Here is a 21,782-nt window from a genome sequence, read left to right as displayed (position 1 = left end):
AGTTGTTACCTGCTCAGACTAATCATTATCTGAATATCTGGCTTGGTTTGTTTAGTTTCAATTCTATAAATTAACCTACTGTTTAATTTTCAAAGTTCTTTTTAAGCGACTGTATCGGCTCTACTTTTTTATTTCGCCCTTTTCCTAAGGACAAATATAACTATACCATCTCATTTTTATATAGTCAATACTTTTTTTATACTTTTTTATTTTTTATATTATTTATTAATTTCATATAGAAGTTTTTTAATCCATTTAACTTAAATAAAAAATTCGCTTCGCTCATGTCGCCAACGACTTCGTCCGTTGCTCAAAATCTTTTTTACGCTCAGAACCAATTTATTGATATTACTTACATTCAGAATTTATCCACATTTTTTTAAGTATTATAATATCCTTAAGCGTAAAAAAGATTATCTATAAAAAATAACATTAATTTAAACTTATTTTCTAAGATAATCTTTTTTATAAATTTATACTTTACTGATTTATTAAAGGTAGTGTTATTATAAAGTTACTTCCTTTTCCAATTTCACTTTCAACACGAATACTACCTTTATGTAATTCTATTATTTGTTTAGTTATAGTAAGACCTAATCCACTTCCACCTTTAACTTCATTATTTAAATCTATAACTTGATTGAATCTGTCAAATATAAACTCTATATTTTCTTTGTCTATTCCTATTCCATCATCTTTAACACTTATTATAACTGCATCGTCTATTTCTTTTATAGTAACTTCAATTGTTCCTCCACTATGTGTAAATTTTATAGCATTACTAACTAAGTTAACAATACATCTTTCTATTTCATAAGCATCACATTGTATAATCTTTTCTTCTATATACGGTTCTACTATAATCTCAATACCTCTTTGTTTTGCAAATTCTATTAAACTTAATGTCGCCTCTTCAACTACATAAACTATATCATTTTCTTTTGAATTTATTACATAGCTACCATTTTGTAATTTTGTACTATCTATTATGTTATTAATTAAATTCAACAATCTTTTGCAATTTCGATTTGATATTTCCATATAGTAACTTAATTTTTCTTTATTTATAGGTACATCATTTTTATTAAAATCTTCTATAAGTTGATTTGTACTATTAATAACATTTAAAGGTGTTCTTAATTCATGTGATAAATTAACAAAATAATTATTTTTATTCCTCTCCAATTTAATTATTTTATTCAATAGATTATTATTTTTATCCATTTCAGACTTTAATTGTTTTGTTCTTTGATCAACTAATCTATCTAATCTTTTCATTTTATTTTTATTATTATAAATTAACATAAATATTAAAATAACATATATAATTATAGCTAAATCACTAGCCCAAAAAGGTTTCTTTATTTGAAAATCAATAGAATTTTCTTCACTATATTTACCATTAGAGTATCTCGCTATAATTCTAAACTTATAATTTCCAGGCTTTAATTCATGATAAGTTATATTATTATCAGTAGTACTATTCCATTCTGAATCATTTCCATCTAATTTATAATAGTAAGTTATTTTAGATATATTTTCATATGTTGGAACAAAAAATCCAAATTTAATAGTATTATCATCTGAATTAAATTGCTTATTATTTAAATTCATAAACTCTTGGTTACTAACATAACATTCACTAAAAACTACACTTGGTGAAACTTTAGAGCTATCAATTTGTTCAGGATTAAATATATTTAATCCATTAATTCCTCCAAAGAAAAACTCACCTTTTTCATTTTTATAAGCAGCATTACCATTAAATTCATTACCCTGTAATCCATCTGTTATTCCAAAATTTCTAAATACTTCATTCTCAGTATCAAATTTAGATAATCCTCCATTAGTACTCATCCATAATTTATTATTATTATCCCTTAAAATTTCATACACCGTATCATTTGCTAATCCATCTTTAGTTGTATATGTATAAAATTTTTCTGTATTCTTATCAAATTTATTTAATCCATAATTAGTACCTATCCATAAATTATTGTCATCATCTTCAATTATAGTTCTAATATAATTATTACTTATGCTATTTTTATCTTCCTTATTATTTAAATATAGTTTCGTTATTTTATTTATAGGATCAATCTTCATCATACCACCATTTCTAAAGAATCCTATATAGTAATCGCCTTCTTTATCTTGATAAATAGTTTTTACATATTTATTTGTATCTGAATCTTTTTTTATAATTTCACTTAAATTTATAATTTCATAATTTTTAGTATTTAATATATTTAAACCTTCATTACTACCTATCCACAAGTATCCTTTATTATCTAAAAACAGTGCCGTTATAGCATTACTTTGTAATCCATCTTCTTTTAAAAATATTTTACAAGTTTTTGTTTCAATATCTACTATATTTAATCCTCCATTTGTAGCTATGTATACAAATTTATCATTACCTATAATTTCATTTATAGAATAATTACTAAGTCCATATATATCCTCATCTTCGTTTATATGATTTACCGTACCATTTTCTCGATCTATTAAGCTAATTCCATCTGAGTCTGAACCAACCCATAATATATCATTTTTATCCTCATAAATTCCATATATAAAATTAGACTTTAATGAATTTTCATTAAATGGTTCTGACTTATAATATTCTATTTTATTATTAGAATCAAATATACTAACCCCCGCTTCTGTACCTGCCCAAATTAATCCACTATTATCTTCTATAATACTCAATACAGTGTTACTAGCTAAACTATTTTTATCATATGTGTTATTTTTATATATATAAAAATTATCTTCAACTTCATTGTACTTAGCTAAACCATTATCTGTTCCTACCCATAAAACATTATTACTATCTATAAAAAGTGCCCTTATGTAATTATTACATATAGACTTATTATCCTTAGTATTATTTTTATATTGCTTAGTTGTACCACTTTTTATATCAAGTTTTATTAAACCAGAGTTACTAGTTCCTATCCATATACAGCCTTTATTATAAAGTATATTATACACTGAACTATCACATATAGAGTTTTCCTCATTATTTTTATATTGTTTTATCTTTTTTAAATCTTTAGATATTTTATCTAATCCATCAGTAGTCCCTATCCATATATTTTCTTCATTATCTACATCTAAAGAATATATACATTGACTAGTTAAATCATTTTTCTCACCAAGAACTCTTATAAATTTATCATTTTTTTCATCATATATATTTAGTCCATCTGTGGTTCCTACAACAATCTTGTTATCATTCGTTATTAAAATCTGTGTAATATAAAAATTTTCATCTTTGGTATAATTTATTATATTTCCGGTAGACATATTAATTTTATTAAGACCTGTCGGTGTACCTACCCATATATTCCCATCTTGGTCTTCATTTATATCTACAATGTAATTACTCGTTAAACTGTTTTGCGAATCAGCTGAATACTTATAAATTTTAAAATCATAACCATCATATCTATTCAAACCATCTGCAGTTCCTATCCATATATACCCTCTACTATCTTGAAATATTACCTCAGCCGTTGATTGAGATAATCCATCTCTTATGCCTATATTTTTAAAATTTATATTTTCATTAGTATTAGCATTTACATTAACTTTAGAAATATTTAGAAATATACTAACTATAATAAATATAAGTATAATTTTAAATTTTCTATATTTGTGCATAAATTTCTCCTTTAGTTGACATATTATATATTTTCTGTTTCATTATACTACAAATCTATATTTTTTACATTATTTTGCATTTTTTTACATTGTACTCTTAGTTAATTTCTTGCACTTCTCTATCTAGTAATTGTAGATTGTATTTTTTTATTAAATCTATTAATATATCCGCATATATAAGCTCTCCATCTTCATTTTTCTTTGTTGCATACCCTGCATCTTCTAATGCCTGAGCTTGAGTCGTATAATGTGTTGCTTTAAATAAACCACTTTCTTCATATCTCTTATTTTCAGTCAAAAACTTTCCGTGATCATTTATAGAATCTTTTATCGAGTCATACTTTCTAAATTTAGCTACTATTTTATCATCGTAATTTTCTGATGTATTTGTTTGTACTACTTTTCCATTCCAACTTGCATCTGCCTTTACTCCAAATATATTATTACTATTTTTACTTAAATCTGACTCTCCCCAACTAGATTCTAATATTGCTTGTCCTACCGTTATTGATGGTAATATTTTATACTTTTCGTAATTCTCATAAGATAATTCAGATACTGTTTTTATAAATTTAATTTTTTCATCTTGATTTTTTAATGTATTTTGGGCTAAATAAACTCCCTTTAGTTCTTCTAAGTATTTTTTCGCTAGCTTTTTTTGCTTATCATCAAATCCTACTTCATCTATAACTTTATCAAAACTTCTAACTTTTTTAATTTTATTCCCTTGTTCATTTACTTCCCTCTTAATAAATTTCTTTCCTACATCTATAACATCTTTCTTTTTTATATTAGTTAAATCATCTTCATATCTAACCATATCTATAGCCATTAACTCTTGCCAACTTAGCTGTACTTCTTTATTTCCTATTTCATCTGCCATGTCTATATAAAATTCTATTGCAGACGCTTCAATATTAATTCCTTTATACAATTCTTTTATATGCTTATCTAAATAAATAAAAGTTATCAAACTTATCAATGTTCCCAATAGTATAGCTATCTTTTTAATAAATCCACCTATACCTTTATTTCTTCGTCTTTTATTTCCTAAATGCTTTATCTTTTTCTTCCCCATAATATCTCCTCTTAATAAGTACTTTAATATCATTATACTACTAGATCTTAATTGTAAAAATAGTAGAGTAATATTAAAATATAATATAAAAATAGCTATGTTTAAACATAGCTATTTTTATATTATATTATTCAGATTTTAATTCTATCCATGCTCTATCATATAATTTTATTTTATTACCCAAATCTATAAAAGTTTCACATTTATTCAATACTTCTTGTGATGGATAAGCAACTGGATTTTCAGTTATTTCTTTATCTAATAATTTTAATGCGCCTTCATTAGGTATAGAATATCCTATATATTCAGCATTAATCTTTGCATTTTCTGGATCTAGTAAAAAGTTTATAAATAGTTCTGCTTCTTTTTTATTCTGAGCAGTTTTTGGTATACACATCGCATCTACCCATTTATTACTACCTTCTTTAGGTATTGCATAGTCTAGATTAGGGTTTTCATCCATAAGAGTTACTGCATCACCTGAGTATATTATACCCATAGCAACTTCCTCTCCTAGTAATCTATCTTTACCTTCATCATTTACATAAGCTAATACTAAATCCTTTTGCTTCATTAAAACATCTTTAGCTTCATTAATTTCTTTAAGATCTGTAGTATTCATACTATATCCTAATTTTTTTAAAGCTATTCCCATAGTATCTCTAACTGAGTCAAACATCATTATATTTCCTTTATATTTAGGATTCCATAATATATCCCAGCTATCAACAGGCTCTTTAACCATTTTTTTATTATATAGAATACCAAATGTACCCCACATATATGGAACACTGTATTCATTACTTTCATCATATATAGGATTTAAAAAACTCTTATCTATATATTTCATATTTGGTATATTTTTAAAATCAATCTTTTGTAAAAGGTCTTCTTTTCTCATTTTTTCTACCATATAATCAGATGGAAATACCAAATCATAATTTGTACTTCCGCTTTGAACCTTTTGATACATCATCTCATTAGTATCATAAGTTTCATAAAGTACTTTTATACCTGTTTCTTCTTCAAATTTAGTTATTAACTCTTCATCTATATAATCTCCGACATTATATACGTTAAGAACTTTTGTAGAGTCTTCTCTTTTTCCACACCCCACTGTCATAGTTGCAGAAAGAACACCTATAGTCAAAAGTGATACTATTTTTTTATATATCTTCATTACTTCCCACTCCTTACTATAGATTGTTTTTTATTCGATAATAAAAGTAAACCAAGTACCACTACAAACATTATAGTAGATAATGCATTTATCTCTGGCTTTATTCCTCTTCTAGCCATCCCATAAATTTCTATCGAAAGATTGCTAACTCCATTTCCTGTATTGAAGAAACTTATTATAAAATCATCAATAGACATAGTAAATGCAATTAAAAACCCTGATATTATTCCTGGTTTTATTTGAGGAAGTATTACTTTTCTAAGTGCATACATCGGCGTAGCACCTAAATCCATTGCTGCTTCTTCTATATTCTGAGGTAAAGTTCTTACCTTTGGTAAAACAGATAGTATAACATAAGGTATACTAAACATTATGTGAGATAAAAGCATTGTTGTAAAACCAAATTCTATATTAACAAAAGCAAATAAGCTCATTAATGCTACTGCTGTAACTATATCTGGATTTAATACTGGAAGATAATTTACATTAAGCATTAACTTTCTTGATTTTGATTTCATTTTATTTATACCAATTGCACTTATAGTTCCTATTACGGTAGCTATAATTGAAGATAATATAGCAACTAAAAGTGTATAATATAGTGCACTCATTATACTTTCATTGTGTAAAAGGCTTTTGTACCATTTGAATGTAAATCCGCCCCAGTGAGCCATTGATTTAGAATCATTAAAAGAAAATACAACTAGAGCAAATATTGGTGCATATAAAAATAAAAATACTAAAAATAAATAAATATTAGATATATATTTCTTTAACTTTAAAATAATAACCCACCGCCTTCCTTATCAGATTCATCCTCAAATCTAGACATTACAGCCATAGATATAAGTATTATTATCATCATAAATATTGATACAGCAGATCCAAAATTCCAATCTCCCACTACTGTAAATTGTTGTTCTATTAGGTCTCCTATAAGCATAAACTTACCTCCACCTAATAACCTAGATATAGCAAATGTAGTAACTGCTGGCATAAATACCATAGTTATTCCAGATATAACTCCCGGTAAGCTTAAAGGGAATATAACTTTAGTAAATACTTGGAAGCTATTTGCTCCTAAATCACGTGCTGCATTAATTAAATCATTATCCATTTTTGATAGTGAATTAAATATAGGAAGCACCATAAACGGTAGGAAATTATAAACCATACCAAGTAATATAGCTGCATTAGTATATAAAATACTTGTATGAGGTATTCCAAACCATCCTAAGAATGTGTTTAATAATCCATTCTTACCAAGTATTGCAACCCATGCATACGTTCTAAGTAAAAAGTTCATCCACATTGGCAATATAAATAATAATATTAATGTTCCTCTTTTGCTAACATTAACCTTAGATACTAAGTAAGCTACTGGGTATCCTACAATTAAACAGATTAATGTTGAACCTCCTGCTAAAATTACAGATCTAAAAAATACTTTGAAATAAATTGGATCCATTAAATCTTTATAGTTTGCTATAGAAAATACTTGTTTTCCGTCAATTTCTTGTGTAAAGCTAAAAAGTACTACTAGTATTAAAGGGATTACTATAAATATGGCACTCCATATTACATATGGATAAGCTAAAAAAGATTTTCTTTTCATCTTAATTCTCTACTTTTCTCATTATGTGAATATCTTCAGGGTATATATCCATACCTAACTCTGAGCCAACTTCTGCGCTCTTAGTATTGTGAAGCATCCACATTCTATCATTTTCTTTAACTAAGATTTCATAATGTACACCTTTAAATACTGTAGATGTAACTATACCTTTTATCATCCCTTCATTTGGTTGTACCATTTTTATATCTTCAGGTCTTATAACAACCTCTATATTTTCATTTTTTTCAAATCCCTTATCTACACAATCAAATACTTTATTACAAAATTCAACCTTAAAGTCATCTAACATAATACCATCAAATATATTACTTTCTCCTATAAATTTAGCTACAAAAGAGTTTTTAGGTTCATTGTATATATCCTCTGGCGTACCCATTTGTTGTATTTTACCTTTATTCATTACTATTATCGTATCAGACATGCTAAGTGCTTCTTCTTGATCATGAGTTACAAATATAAAAGTTATTCCAAGCTTTTGTTGCATTCTTTTTAACTCAATTTGCATTTCTTGTCTTAGCTTTAAATCTAGAGCACCTAAAGGTTCATCTAGTAATAATACCTTTGGTTCATTAACTAACGCTCTTGCTATGGCTATTCTTTGCTGTTGACCTCCACTTAAAGAGTCTATTTTTCTATTTTCATAGCCCTCTAAGGCAACTAACTTTAACATTTCCTTTACTTTTCTATCAATTTCATCTTTTGGTAACTTTTTTATTCTTAATCCAAATGCTATATTTTCATATATATTCATATGAGGAAATAATGCATATTTTTGGAATACTGTATTTATCGGTCTTTGATATGGAGGTATATTATTTATATCTTTACCTTCAAAAATTACTTTACCATCATCTGCATATTCAAATCCTGCTATTATCTTTAAAGTAGTAGTTTTTCCACAACCACTCGGTCCTAACAATGTTAAAAATTCATTCTTTTTTATATTTAATGAAAAGTTATCTAATACAGTTGACTCATCATAAGATTTACATAAATTCTTCAATTCAATTATATTTTCTACCAATTATTACACCTCTTTCTTAAAATGATGGCGGAGTACTAACCCAAATTACCTTGGCAACTGTTTTACCCGCATTTGATATATAATGATTAGCTCTTGGCTTGAAATAAAAACTTTCACCTTTTTTTACTTTATTTTTCTTATCTCCTATATGTAAATATATCGAACCTGATAAAACATATCCGAATTCTTCACCTTCATGTGGTTTTTCTTCTTTATATTGTCCACCAGACTCTAAAGTTATTATTATCGGTTCCATTTCATTTTTTTGTGAATTAGGTACTAACCATTTTAAAGTATATTTTAAGTCTTCATCTTCTGTTTCAAACATGTCATCTTTTGTAAAACATATTCTCTCATCAACTATCTCATTAAAAAATTCCCTTAAATTAGTCCCTAGTATTTCAAGTATATCTATAAGGGTAGCAATGGATGGTGATGTTAAGTTATTTTCTAATTGCGATATAAATCCTTTAGATAATTCACACCTATTTGCTAACTCTTCTTGCGTTAACTGTTTTTCAATTCTCATACGCTTTATTTTCTCACCTATATCCATAGTCCCACCTCCTAGTCATTTTGTTTTTATAAGTAAACATTGTGTTTAAAATTTCTAAACAACAAAATTCATTATATAAAAAATGATTATATTATTCAATAGTTTTTTTATTATTTTTATTTTTTGTCCTAATAAACACAATCCTTAAATTTCAATGTTTTTAATATAGAGACTTAATTTTATGTTTATATTAATATTTATAAAGTTTAGTATCTCTAACTTATTTTTAAAATTCATAAAATTATTTAATATTTATTTTTAAATAAAACTTTACCGTTTTAAATGTCCTTATTTATATAATTTGCAATATATATTAACTTACTCATAAAATAAGAGTAAACTTATATTTTTATTATTTATTTTTATAATTATGACAAATTTAATAATATTTTTATTTCTTATATATTAAAATTCCGTTTTAGCCTATAATATATCTTTTTTTTATGATATTATATATAAATTGCAATCACTAAATATTAATATGTAAGGAGATGAAAAATTTGATAAAAATAGGAGATTTTAATACACTTGAAGTTAAAAGATCTACTGATTTTGGTTATTTCTTAGATGGAAAAACTAATAACTCGAAAGATGATATACTTCTTCATAAAAGATTAATTGGTAAAAACGAAATTAATGTTGGAGATATAGTTAATGCATTTATATATAAAGACTCAGAAGGTAGAAAAGCTGCTACTTTGATACCTCCAAAAGCTAAGGTAAATGAAATTGCTTACTTAAAGGTAGTTGCTCATACTAAAATAGGAAGCTTTATAGATATTGGATTACAAAAAGATATATTAGTTCCTTTTAAAGCTAAAACTTACGATTTAGAAAAGGGTCATAGATATTTATTCTATATATACTTAGATAAAACAGGAAGACTTGCAGCAACTACAGATATAGATCAATATCTTACTACAGATCATAACTATAATATTGGTGATAGTGTAGAAGGTATAGTATATGGATTCCAAACTAATAACTCTGCTATGATATGTGTTGACAACAAATATGCAGGAGTTATACTTCACAATGAATATTTCACTGAATTGAATATAGGAGATAAGTTAACTTTAAATGTTATAAATATTTATGAAGATGATAAACTTGGATTATCACCTAGACAAAGTAGAAAAGAAGAATTAGATATATTAGAAAAATCTATAATGAATTATTTAGAAGGTGCTGACGGGTATATGAGATTTAATGATAAATCTACACCAGAAGAATTAGCTACTGTATTTAATACTAGTAAGAAAAATTTTAAAAGAGCTTTAGGAGTTCTTATGAAAAAAGATTTAATATATCAAAATGAAAACGGAACATATTTAAAATAAATAAAAATAAGGATTTCAAATTATTCGAAATCCTTATTTTTATTTATTAGAATTTTGTCACTCATTAGCATATTAATCAAATAATTAATTTATTCCTTTACCAATTTCAATATATTGCTCACCATATAAATTGGCAAAAGATACACATATATACCAAGGTGATTATTCTAACTTGCTAACCATTTAATATTAATATCCTATGCTTTTTAGCCAATTCAAATATGAAAAATATATCTATCTAAACTTATCGTTATGTTGATATCCCCATTGTATTATTTAGGCAACATTATTATTACTTGCAATTATTTTATCTATAAATTGATTTTTTTCTACTTTATTCGTTAATAAATGATATCTAACTAGACATTTTATATAATTATTTCCCAGAAAATAACTACTTCTCTTACAATCTTATTTTTATTAACAATATAGGATAAATTAAATAAAGATAACTCTAATATAATATATTAAATTATATATTCATCTAATTTATTTTATTATCTCTTTGATAACTCTGTAGAAGTTTTTATAACATATTTTCTCTATATCTTCTTTAGAATAACCTCTCGTTTCTAATGCATTTATTATATTTTTAGCTTTAGTAGTATCTTCAAGACCTCTAACTCCATACGTATAGGTACTTGCATAATGCTTTAATGTTTCTGAATTCATATATTCAGCAAAGTCAAACCCTAAACCTATATGATTAATTCCCATCACTTCTACCATATGGTCTATATGATCTACCAAACCTTCTATTGTTCGTTTTTCTAAGTTTGAGCTTACAAATTCTTCATATGAATTTATCCCTACTACTCCATTTCGTGAAGCAATTTCTCTTAACTGATCGTCTGTAAGATTTCTAGGAACATCACAAAGACTTCGACAATTCGAATGTGATGCTATAAATGGTTTCGTTGCCACTTTACATATATCCCAAAAAGTCTTTTCATTGGCATGAGATACATCCAGCACCATACCTAATTTTTCCATTTTTCGTACAAGTTTTGCTCCATCTTCAGTTAAACCTCTTTCAATATTTCCCTTTGCTCCTGTTGCTAATTTATTTTCTTCATTCCAAGTAAGGCTCGCATGTCTAACCCCAAATGAATATAATTTTTCTATATCATCTATATTATCGTCTATAGCTTGTAAGCCTTCCATGCCTATTAATATAGCTATCTTATTATGTTCCTTAGCTTTATCAAAGTCTTCACTATTATTAATTATCTGCACTATATCATCACTATCTTTTATTTCTTCTTGTATTTTATCTAATATTTGCTTAGTTCTATATTTAGGATTTTTATCATAAGGCGGATCTACCCAAACAACAAATATACCTCCATTTATATCCGATTCTTTAAATTTATTTAAGTGATATTTTCGAATAATATCTTGTTCCCCCTCTAGCCTTTTTCTAGCTACATGAGTCCATATATCACAATGAGCATCAAATATCATATAATCTCTCCTTTTTTGCATTATTGATTTAAATTATATATCATTAATATTATTTTATCTATTATACATTTAAATAAAGTTAAATTTTCAATATTTTAGATAATGGTACATTCAATTTACATATAATGTAATAATTCCTACGTTATTATTTAAAAGGAGGGTTTTTATGAATATTAATAAATTACTTAAATTTTCTTCAGATGCAGGAAAATTAATGTTACAAAGTGGAGGGGAAACTTATCGAGTTGAAGAAACTGTGTCTAGGATATGCCAATCTTTTGATGTTGATGAAGTTGAAGTATTTGCTTCTCCAACTGCAGTCATGATATCTATATTATTTAACGGAGAAATTCATTCTATTGTAAAAAGAATCAATTATAGAGGAATAGATTTAAACATGGTACATAATATAAATTCTTTATCTAGAGAAATCTATCAACATAGACTTAGTATTGATATTTGTGAGAAGAAATTAAAAGATATATGTAAATCTAATTGTTACCCTTTAAGTAAAACTTTATTTTTTGCCGGAATTGCTACTTCCACATTTACAATACTCTTTGATGGAAAAATTAGAGAGTTTTTATGTGCATTTTTTATAGGAGTTTTAACTAAATTAATATCTATAACTCTTCAAAAATATAACTTAAATGATTTTTTTCTAAATATAATTTGTGGAAGTTTTGTAGCTACTTCTTCTATAATATGTCTTCATTTTGGAATAATTAATGAGTTGAATAAATTAATAGCTGGAAGTATAATGCTATTAGTTCCAGGACTTGCACTTACAAATTCTATTAGAGATTTACTAGAGGGTCAACTAGTATCTGGACTCACTCGTGCTGCTGAAGCATTTTTCATAGGTCTCTCTGCAGCTATCGGAACAGGTTCTATCCTCCGCATTTATTTAAGACTTGGAGGATTTTAATATGCTAATTGAAGTAATAGCAGCATTTTTTGTTGCATATTCTTTTGGAATACTTTTTAATATAAAAGGAAAATATTTAATAATTGCTGGCTGTGGTGGAGCTATTGGTTGGTTTTTATATAAATTCTGTATCCAAATTGGCATTTGTGAAACCTCTTCTCTTTTTATTGCATCAGTTGGATTTAGTATATATTGCGAGACTTGTGCACGTTTATACAAAACACCATCTACAATCTTAAGTGTTTGCTGTCTAATACCATTAGTTCCTGGTTATGGAATTTATAACACATTATATTCTTTTTTAATAAAAAATTATATACTAGCTGTAGACTATGGTTTTACTACTATATCTAATGCTTGCACACTCGCTTTAGGTATAATATTGATATCTGCACTTTATAGAAATCACACATTAAATAAAAAATATAAGAAAATTAAATAGCATATAAAAAACTCTAGTATTTACTAGAGTTTTTTATATGCTAAAGTACCTACTTATTTACTAGGTATTTTAAAAGGATAAGAAATATCTAATGTTTGTGGGAGTAAAATATTTCTAATATCATTATTTACCCTTATTAGAAGTATTATACATAATTTTAAATAAATATTTTAAATTTTATTTAACTATATCTCTAAATTCACACTTTATTAATTTCTGTAAATCTATAGGAGATAATTCAACTTGATATCCAATCTTACCTGCACTAACTATCATGACGCTAAGTTCTTTTGCACTTTCATTCACAAATGTTTTGTACAGCTTTTTCATACCGATAGGTGAACATCCTCCTCTTATATATCCAGTAAATTTATTTATATCATTCACATTAATCATTGCTACGTTTTTCTCACTAGCTACTTTAGCGGCTTTTTTCAAATCTAAATTTTCATTTACAGGTATAACATAAACATAAATACTTTTGCTAGCACCTTGAACGACTAAAGTTTTATATACTTCACTTACATCTTTCCCTATCTGATGTGCAACTTCTACACCATCCATATGTTCACCTTTTTTAGTTTCATAAGATAACATATTATAATTTATTTTATTAGAATCTAATATTCTCATTGCATTAGTTTTTACTTTTGACATACTCTAACCCTCTTACTCTCATCTTAATTATTAATCTTTTTTATAATACGCTCTATTTTTAATATATAAAGTCCTCCATTTAAAATTTTAAATGAGGACTTTTTATAGATATTTATAATTATATACTTAATTAAATGTTTATAATTTAAACCATTATAAAGTACTTAGTTTCATATAAAATAGTTCTCTATATTTCTCTTGTATAAGTCTTTAACCAGTGCTTCTCTTCTTCATTTAAATATGGTGAAATCTTATCATATACTTGTTTGTGATAATTATTTAAATAAATTCTTTCATCTTCTAGGATAAGACTTTCATCTATCGCATCTAAATCAATTGGTGCAAATGTAATTACTTCAAAGTCCATAAATTGGCCATATTCATTTTTATCTGATTTTCTAACTACTATTTCATTTTCTATTCTAATTCCGTGAGAATTTTCTACATATACTCCTGGTTCATTCGTTGTGACCATGCCTTCTTCTAATATGCAATTATCATCTATGCCTTCTCTTACTTTCCATCTAAATCCATTAGGACCTTCATGTACATTTAATACAAATCCTATTCCATGTCCTGTACCACATTTATAATCTATTCCTTCTTCCCATAACGGACCTCTAGCAAGAATATCTAAATTATAGCCTCTACATCCATATAAAAATTTAGCTTTCGAAAGTCTAATCATTCCCCTAACAACATTTGTAAAGTCTCTTCTAACATGTTTAGGGATAGGTCCTAACGCTATAGTCCTTGTTATATCAGTTGTACCATCAAAATATTGACCACCTGAATCTACTAAGAATAAATCTCTTGGCTCTAATTTGTAATTACTTTCTTCTGTGGCACTATAATGCATCATAGCTGCATGTTCTTTATACGCAGCTATAGTTGAAAAACTCGGTTCTATAAATTTCTCTTGTTCCCTTCTAAAATCTTCTAATTTTTGTGTAGCACTAATTTCTGTTATTTCCATCTTTCCTATATTATTTTTTAACCAGTACATAAACTTAGTAAATGCTACCCCATCCTTTATATGACTATTTCTTATATTCTTTAATTCTATTTTATTTTTTATTGACTTAAATAATGTAGATGGATTTCTTTCTTCTATTTTACGAACATTAGATGGTATATTGTTATATATTGCATAATTTACTTTTGATGTATCTATTAAAACAACTTCATTCTCATCTATATTTTTTATAAACTCATATACTTCTTCATATCCTTTTATCTGAACATTTTCTTTACTTAATTCTGTTCTTATATCTTCACTTATCTTATTTTTATCAATAAATAAATAAACACTATCAATACCTATAATTGCATATGATAATACTACAGGATTTGATTTTATATCTCTACCTCTTATGTTAAATAACCAAGCTATATCATCTAAAGATGCTAAAATATGAATAGTAGCTTTTTTCTCTTTCATTACTGTTCTTATTCTAGATAACTTATCACTAAAGTTTTCCCCACTATATTCAATATCTAATAAAAATGCTTTTTCTGTAGGCAATGAACATCTCTCTTTCCAGATATCATTAACTAAGTCATATTTATATTCAATATTTATCCCTTTAAATGATAATTTACTTGCAAGGCTTTGTCCTTCTTTTACAGACATTACTCTTCCATCAAATCCAAGAGTAGAGTTTTTAGGTAATTTTTCTAATAAATATTCTTCTATAGTAGGTACACCCTCTTCTCCCATTTTAAATAGCTTTATACCACTATCTTTTAACTCATTCTCTGCTTGTATAAAATATCTTCCATCAGTCCAAAGCCCCGCTTCATCCATAGATATTATTAAAGTTCCTGCTGACCCTGTAAAACCTGACATAAATTCTCTAGACTTAAAATAATCACCTACATATTCACTTTGATGATAATCTGATGATGGAACTATATATGCATATATATTTTTTTCTTTCATTAAATCTCTTATCTTCTCTATTCTTTGTTTTATCATAATATATGTACTCCTTTTCATAGTATTTTTATTTTATCTATGTATATCTATATAGAAAATTAAAAATCTAAATTTATATATTTTTATACCTATATAAATTTCTTTTTTATCTTAAATTGTACTTCATTTACTTATTTTCACAGTATTAAAGTTAAATCATTTTTCTATTATTATATTTTAAATCTATCTTCTTATAATTATATTAACACTTTGTCTTATTCCTTTCCTTAAAATCTTAAAATATATTTTTACATTCATCATAAAATTTCATTAATTCATAATATTTATATTCAAGTGATACTACCATAGTATTTTCTATAATTCTATAATCTATTAATATATCTCCTTAAAATATGTAAATAAAAAATTCGCTTCGCTCATGTCGCCAACGATATATCCTTGCTACCGCTACGGATACATCCGTTGCTCAAAAATTTCATTTTTTACGTTTATAAAGTTATTGATATAACTTATATTTATAGGTTATCCTCAAATATACTTATGATATAATTTCCTTATATGTAAAAAAGAATGAGGCATTAAACCTCATTCTTTTATTATCTACATAAATGGATTATAAAATCTTGATCCATTTACTTTAACCATCGCTATAGATATAGCTACTATTATTAGCAGTATAGCTATTGATATATAGTCTGTTTTTCCAAATTTTCTACTATTATACCAAGTACGCTTTTTATTATTTCCAAACGCTCTAAGCTCCATTGCTAAACTAATTTTATCTATTCTTTCTAAACTAGAAAATATCAGCGGCATAAGTATTGCTGCAGAATTTCTTATTCTCTTTGATAATTTTTCTTTACTTGATAAATCTATGCCTCTTGCTTGTTGAGCAAATGATATATCTTTATAATCTCTTTGAACATCTGGTATATACCTAAGAGCAATTGATACAGTATATGCTACTTTATAACTTATACCTATCTTATTTAAAGATGCTGCAAACTCACTAGGGTCTGTTGTAAGTATAAATAACAGAGCCATAGGTATTGTTGCAAAGTATTTTAATATTACATTTAATTCATAAAATAATTGTTCTTTTGTCACTGTATAAGGACCTATTAAATGGAATAAGTCCGTTCTGCTTCCATATATTTCTACACCTTCATACGGTGAGAATACAAATATTAGTAAAGCATTTAATGCCAAGAAAAATAATATAAAGTAAAGTATAAAAGATACATCTTTAAACTTTATTTTAGATATTTTAAATGCTATTATCCCTACTATAAATAGTCCTATTAAAACTCTTGTATCATATGTTATCATAGCTGCTATTGTCCAAAGTAAAAAACATATTAGCTTTGTAGCACCTGTTGACTTATGAATAGGTGAGTCTTTCTTTATATATGACAACATTTCTGTATTCATGTCTATCTCACTCTCCTATCATAATCTATAAATCTATTTACAAACTTAGTTGTATCTTCTATATTACATTTTAAAGCTAACTGATGTAATGAAGTTTCTTTTAAATTAGCTTTTTCTATAATCTCTTTATTAGTTAATACATACGCTGGAATATTATCAGCTATCTTTTCTCCTTCAGATAAAACTATAACCTTATTTGTATATTCTAGCATTAAATGCATATCATGAGTAACCATCAATATAGTAACACCTTTTTTATTTAAATCTACTAAAAACTCCATTATTTCAGTATAATGCTTAAAGTCTTGTCCAGCCGTAGGCTCATCAAGTATTATCATTTCTGGATTTAAAACTAATATAGACGCTATAGTTACTCTTTTCTTTTGACCAAAGCTAAGTGCTGATATTGGCCAATTTCTATATCCATATAATCCACATATTTTTAATGTTTCATATACTCTTTCTTTTATTTGAGAATCAGATAATCCCCTTATTTTAAGTCCAAATGCAACTTCATCATATACCATCGTTTTAGATATCATCTGATTAGGATTTTGCATAACAAATCCAATTTTTTCTGAACGCTCTTTTATAGTATCATCTACCATATCGTTTCCATCAAATAATATTCTTCCACTAGTCGGTTTATAGAATCCACAAACTAACTTAGATATAGTAGATTTTCCCGCACCATTTCTTCCTACTATAGCAGCCATATCTCCTTTATTTATTTTAAAAGATACATTTTTTAATATTTGCTTTTCTTTATTATATGAGAAGTTAACATTATCCAATTCTAATATTGGATTTTTATTTTCATCACTTTCATAAGCCTCTATATTTTCATACCAAGCTTTTATTTTTTCTTTGTATTCTCCAAGTTCTAGAGTTTCTATATTTTTTAAGTTTAAAGTATTATTTATCTCACAATTAGCATATCTTAAAGCTGTTAAATATAGTGGCTCCCTAATTCCTACTTTTCTCAAAATATCTTTACGTATTATTTCATCTATAGTAGTATCAGCTATTATTTCACCTTTATCCATCACGATTACTCTGTCTACATCACAATGTAATACATCTTCTAATCTATGTTCTATAATGATTGCAGTTTTGTTATTTTGTTTTTGCATCTTATCTATTAATTCTATAGCACTTTCTCCAGTAGCTGGATCTAAACTAGCTAAAGGCTCATCAAATAAAAGTATCTTTACATCATCTACAGTAACCCCTGCTAAAGTTACTCTTTGTTTTTGACCACCAGATAATTTATATGGTGATGTATAAAGTTCCTTCTTTATGTCAACCAATTCAGCTGATTTATTTACCTTATCTATCATTTCATCCTGGCTTACACAGTAGTTTTCTAATTTAAACGCTATATCTTCTCCAACTGTAAGACCTATAAATTGACTATCTGGGTCCTGAAGAACTGTTCCTACAATCTTAGATATCTCAAATATATTCATTTTTGTTGCATCATTACCATTTATACTTAACTGTCCCGTTACAAATCCATCATAGAAAAATGGTGCAAGTCCATTTATACAGTGTGATAAAGTACTTTTTCCTGATCCTGATGGCCCTACTATAAGCACTTTTTCACCTTCATATATAGTTAAGTTTATATTTTTTACTGTAGGCTCAGCTTGTACTCTATATTGAAAGCTAAAATCTTTAAATTCTATAATCTTTTTTTTCATGATTTCTCCTTTCTTTCTATTCTTCTACTCTTAAGCTACCCGTTTTGATCTTAGTTTTAGAGTAAGTTGATAATAATAAAGTACCTAATATTCCTATTGTAATCATATTAGAAATACCGCCTATAGCACCTTGAAGATAAACCTTATTAGCAGGCTCCATATATATTACTATATCTAAAGTAGGTGCCACGATAAACCAAGCAACTACATTTGCTATAATTTGAGTAATATTAAATAAAATTGCCTGTTTAATTCCGAAATCTCCATCATTTACTCTTATTTTTTTCCATACTAATCCGATAATAAGGCCTACCATTGCTGAAGATATTACCCAACTAAACCATGGCATCCCATAAAATACTAAATCCTTAAGTCCATGACCTATAAGTCCTATCAAAAATCCTGCTGCAGGACCATATAATATTGACATTAATGCTAAATATGCATATGCTGTTTCTATATTTGTATTAGGTATCCCACTTGGTATAGATCCAAATCTTCCTAGTATCATAAATATAGCTGCTCCAATTCCGACTGCAACTATAGTTCTTATTGAAAATTTGTTTTTATTTTTCATTATTATACCTCTCTATTTTAGATGTATATTTCTCATTTCTTTAAATTTAACACAAATTTTAGTATAATGTTAAACTCGAAAATTGTCAATAAAGTCAAGTTATACAATAAAAGGATATGATGTTTACTCATATCCTTTTATTATTTATATTATCTTCTTTTTCTTTTCTGTTTACTCGTATTTTTAGAGTTTCTTTCATTAGTATTTTTCCCTCTTGAAGAGCCACCTTTTGAATTACTTCTTTGTTTAGAATTTTTATTATCAGTTTTTTTATTTCCTTTTTTATTCGAATTAGCTCTATTTAAATAACCTCTTGCTTCTCTTGGTTTTATTAAACACCTTGGAGCCATACCAATTAAATCTTCTCTACCTGCTTCAACTAATGCTTGATGAACTAATTCATAGTTTCTCGGAGCACTATATTGTAATAATGCTCTTTGCATTGCCTTTTCATGCTTTGATTTTGGCACGTATACAGGCTTCATAGTTAATGGATCAAGACCTGTATAGAACATTGTAGTAGATAATGTACCTGGAGTTGGATAAAAATCTTGAACTTGTTCTGGTTGATATTTTATATCTCTTAAGTACTCAGCAAGTTCTATAGCACTATTAAGTGTAGAACCTGGATGAGATGACATTAAATAAGGTATAATGTATTGCTTTTTCCCTACTTGTTCAGTTATATCAAAGAACTTTTGTCTAAATCTATCATATGTGTTTCCTGCTGGTTTTTGCATATATTGTAAAACTTCTTCTGCAATATGTTCTGGTGCAACTTTTAACTGACCACTAACATGGTGCTCAATTAATTCTCTCATGAACTTGTTGTCTTTATCCGCCATCACATAATCATATCTTATTCCCGAACGCACAAATACCTTCTTAACTTTAGGTAAACTTCTTACTTTTCTAAGAAGTTGTACAAAGTCAGTATGATCAACTTTTAAATTTTTACATGGATCTGGATGAAGACATTGTCTATGCTTACAAGCCCCCTTTGTTATTTGCTTTTTACATGCTTCATGTCTAAAGTTTGCAGTAGGACCTCCAATATCATGTATATATCCTTTAAAATCTGGAAGCTCTGTTATATATTTAGCTTCTTCTAGTATAGATTCATGACTTCTACTTTGTACTGCTCTTCCTTGATGGAATGTAATTGCACAGAATGAACAACTACCAAAACATCCTCTAGAACTTACTATACCAAATTTAACTTCTTCTATGGCAGGTATTCCTCCCATATCTTTATATATAGGATGATAATCCTTAGCATATGGTAATGCATAAACTGCATCTAACTCTTCTCTATTTAATGGTGCCTCTGGTTTATTTTGAACTAAATACTTATCACCATGTTTTTGTATTATTGCTTTTCCTCTAAATGGATCTTGTTCATCATATTGAATTTTAAAAGCTTTTGCATAAGTTTCTTTACTTTCACATATTTCTTTATATGATGGTATTTCTACATAATCATCATATATTTCTTCTTTAGTATCTGCAACATAGCAAGTCCCATTTATATGTCTTATATATTTAGGATCAAATCCATCATTTAATGCATTTGCAACTTCTACTATTTGTTTTTCACTCATTCCGTAAACTAGTAAGTCTGCTCCACTATCTATTAATATAGATTTTCTAACTCTATCGCTCCAATAATCATAGTGAGCAAATCTTCTTAAACTTGCTTCTATCCCACCTATTACTATGTTTACATCCTTATATGCTTCTCTTATTTTATTGCAATAAACTATAACAGCTCTATCTGGTCTACATCCCATTTTTCCACCCGGAGAATACATATCTTTATCTCTATGTTTTTTACTTACTGAGTAATGATTTACCATAGAGTCCATATTTCCTGAGTTTACTAAGAATCCAAGTCTTGGTTTTCCTAGTTTCATAAAATCATCTGTAGTTTTCCAATCAGGTTGCGCTATTATACCTACTTTATATCCTGCATTTTCTAATACTCTAGATATTATTGCAGTTCCGAAACTGTGATGGTCAACATATGCATCTCCTGTAACTAGTACAAAATCAAGTTGATCCCATCCTCTATCTATCATGTCTTGCTTACATATTGGTAAAAATTTATTTTCCATTATATCACCTGCTTATTTTATACTTTTATTGTATATATCCATTA

At 26.9% G+C, this 21,782-nt stretch carries 17 protein-coding genes; 3 read left to right on the top strand and 14 right to left on the bottom strand.

Annotated features, from left to right (window positions below; all coding sequences use genetic code 11):
• Positions 1-480: 480 nt before the first annotated feature.
• The 7 genes from CRIB_RS01690 to CRIB_RS01660 all read right to left on the bottom strand — a co-directional run bounded on the left by CRIB_RS01690 (position 481) and on the right by CRIB_RS01660 (position 9,143).
• Complete coding sequence (locus CRIB_RS01690; protein WP_180702837.1) at positions 481-3,669, bottom strand: ligand-binding sensor domain-containing protein; 3,189 nt, start codon at positions 3,667-3,669, stop codon at positions 481-483.
• A 97-nt stretch (positions 3,670-3,766) separates the two neighbouring features.
• A complete protein-coding gene (locus tag CRIB_RS01685; RefSeq protein ID WP_180702836.1) occupies positions 3,767-4,747 on the bottom strand; it encodes a glycoside hydrolase family 73 protein in 981 nt (326 codons plus the stop codon).
• 127 nt (positions 4,748-4,874) lie between these two features.
• Positions 4,875-5,927 (bottom strand): ABC transporter substrate-binding protein, encoded by a 1,053-nt coding sequence (locus tag CRIB_RS01680; RefSeq protein WP_180702835.1) that lies wholly within the window; start codon positions 5,925-5,927, stop codon positions 4,875-4,877.
• On the bottom strand, positions 5,927-6,601 hold the full coding sequence (locus CRIB_RS01675) for an ABC transporter permease (RefSeq protein WP_330623564.1): 675 nt from the start codon (positions 6,599-6,601) through the stop codon (positions 5,927-5,929). The genes CRIB_RS01680 and CRIB_RS01675 overlap by 1 nt, the downstream gene beginning before the upstream one ends.
• 104 nt (positions 6,602-6,705) lie before the next feature.
• Entirely contained in the window at positions 6,706-7,542 is an 837-nt protein-coding gene (locus tag CRIB_RS01670; RefSeq protein WP_180702834.1) for an ABC transporter permease, read from the bottom strand.
• Position 7,543: 1 nt separating this feature from the next.
• The gene (gene potA / locus CRIB_RS01665) at positions 7,544-8,587 is read right to left on the bottom strand and encodes a spermidine/putrescine ABC transporter ATP-binding protein (protein ID WP_180702833.1); all 1,044 of its coding nucleotides are present in this window, start codon (positions 8,585-8,587) and stop codon (positions 7,544-7,546) included.
• Positions 8,588-8,603: 16 nt separating this feature from the next.
• Positions 8,604-9,143 (bottom strand): helix-turn-helix domain-containing protein, encoded by a 540-nt coding sequence (locus tag CRIB_RS01660; RefSeq protein ID WP_180702832.1) that lies wholly within the window; start codon positions 9,141-9,143, stop codon positions 8,604-8,606.
• 500 nt (positions 9,144-9,643) lie between these two features.
• Here CRIB_RS01660 and CRIB_RS01655 point away from each other — a divergent pair, with 500 nt between their 5' ends.
• Positions 9,644-10,483 (top strand): CvfB family protein, encoded by an 840-nt coding sequence (locus CRIB_RS01655; RefSeq protein WP_180702831.1) that lies wholly within the window; start codon positions 9,644-9,646, stop codon positions 10,481-10,483.
• A 489-nt stretch (positions 10,484-10,972) separates the two neighbouring features.
• On the opposite strand, the gene CRIB_RS01650 is transcribed toward CRIB_RS01655, so the two are convergent.
• The gene (locus CRIB_RS01650) at positions 10,973-11,947 is read right to left on the bottom strand and encodes a dipeptidase (RefSeq protein ID WP_180702830.1); all 975 of its coding nucleotides are present in this window, start codon (positions 11,945-11,947) and stop codon (positions 10,973-10,975) included.
• Between the two features lie 166 nt (positions 11,948-12,113).
• On the opposite strand from CRIB_RS01650, the gene CRIB_RS01645 reads away from it, so the two are divergent.
• Both CRIB_RS01645 and CRIB_RS01640 read left to right on the top strand, forming a co-directional pair.
• Entirely contained in the window at positions 12,114-12,875 is a 762-nt protein-coding gene (locus tag CRIB_RS01645) for a threonine/serine exporter family protein (protein WP_180702829.1), read from the top strand.
• Between the two features lies 1 nt (position 12,876).
• A complete protein-coding gene (locus tag CRIB_RS01640; RefSeq protein WP_180702828.1) occupies positions 12,877-13,317 on the top strand; it encodes a threonine/serine exporter family protein in 441 nt (146 codons plus the stop codon).
• 177 nt (positions 13,318-13,494) lie between these two features.
• Here CRIB_RS01640 and ybaK read toward each other — a convergent pair whose 3' ends face one another.
• The 6 genes from ybaK to CRIB_RS01610 form a co-directional block, all read right to left on the bottom strand.
• Positions 13,495-13,974, bottom strand: a complete 480-nt coding sequence (gene ybaK / locus CRIB_RS01635) for a Cys-tRNA(Pro) deacylase (protein WP_180702827.1) — start codon at positions 13,972-13,974, stop codon at positions 13,495-13,497.
• 187 nt (positions 13,975-14,161) lie between these two features.
• Entirely contained in the window at positions 14,162-15,955 is a 1,794-nt protein-coding gene (locus CRIB_RS01630) for an aminopeptidase P family protein (protein WP_180703631.1), read from the bottom strand.
• Positions 15,956-16,513: 558 nt separating this feature from the next.
• Entirely contained in the window at positions 16,514-17,344 is an 831-nt protein-coding gene (locus CRIB_RS01625) for an energy-coupling factor transporter transmembrane component T family protein (RefSeq protein WP_180702826.1), read from the bottom strand.
• Positions 17,345-17,346: 2 nt separating this feature from the next.
• Positions 17,347-19,047: an ABC transporter ATP-binding protein gene (locus CRIB_RS01620; protein WP_180702825.1), complete on the bottom strand. Its 1,701-nt coding sequence runs from the start codon at positions 19,045-19,047 to the stop codon at positions 17,347-17,349.
• A gap of 16 nt (positions 19,048-19,063) precedes the next feature.
• The gene (locus CRIB_RS01615) at positions 19,064-19,624 is read right to left on the bottom strand and encodes an ECF-type riboflavin transporter substrate-binding protein (protein WP_180702824.1); all 561 of its coding nucleotides are present in this window, start codon (positions 19,622-19,624) and stop codon (positions 19,064-19,066) included.
• Between the two features lie 149 nt (positions 19,625-19,773).
• On the bottom strand, positions 19,774-21,738 hold the full coding sequence (locus CRIB_RS01610; RefSeq protein ID WP_180702823.1) for a YgiQ family radical SAM protein: 1,965 nt from the start codon (positions 21,736-21,738) through the stop codon (positions 19,774-19,776).
• Positions 21,739-21,782: the final 44 nt, after the last annotated feature.

Source organism: Romboutsia ilealis (assembly GCF_900015215.1).
Classification (GTDB): domain Bacteria; phylum Bacillota; class Clostridia; order Peptostreptococcales; family Peptostreptococcaceae; genus Romboutsia; species Romboutsia ilealis.
This window is presented reverse-complemented; position numbering and strand designations above follow the sequence as displayed.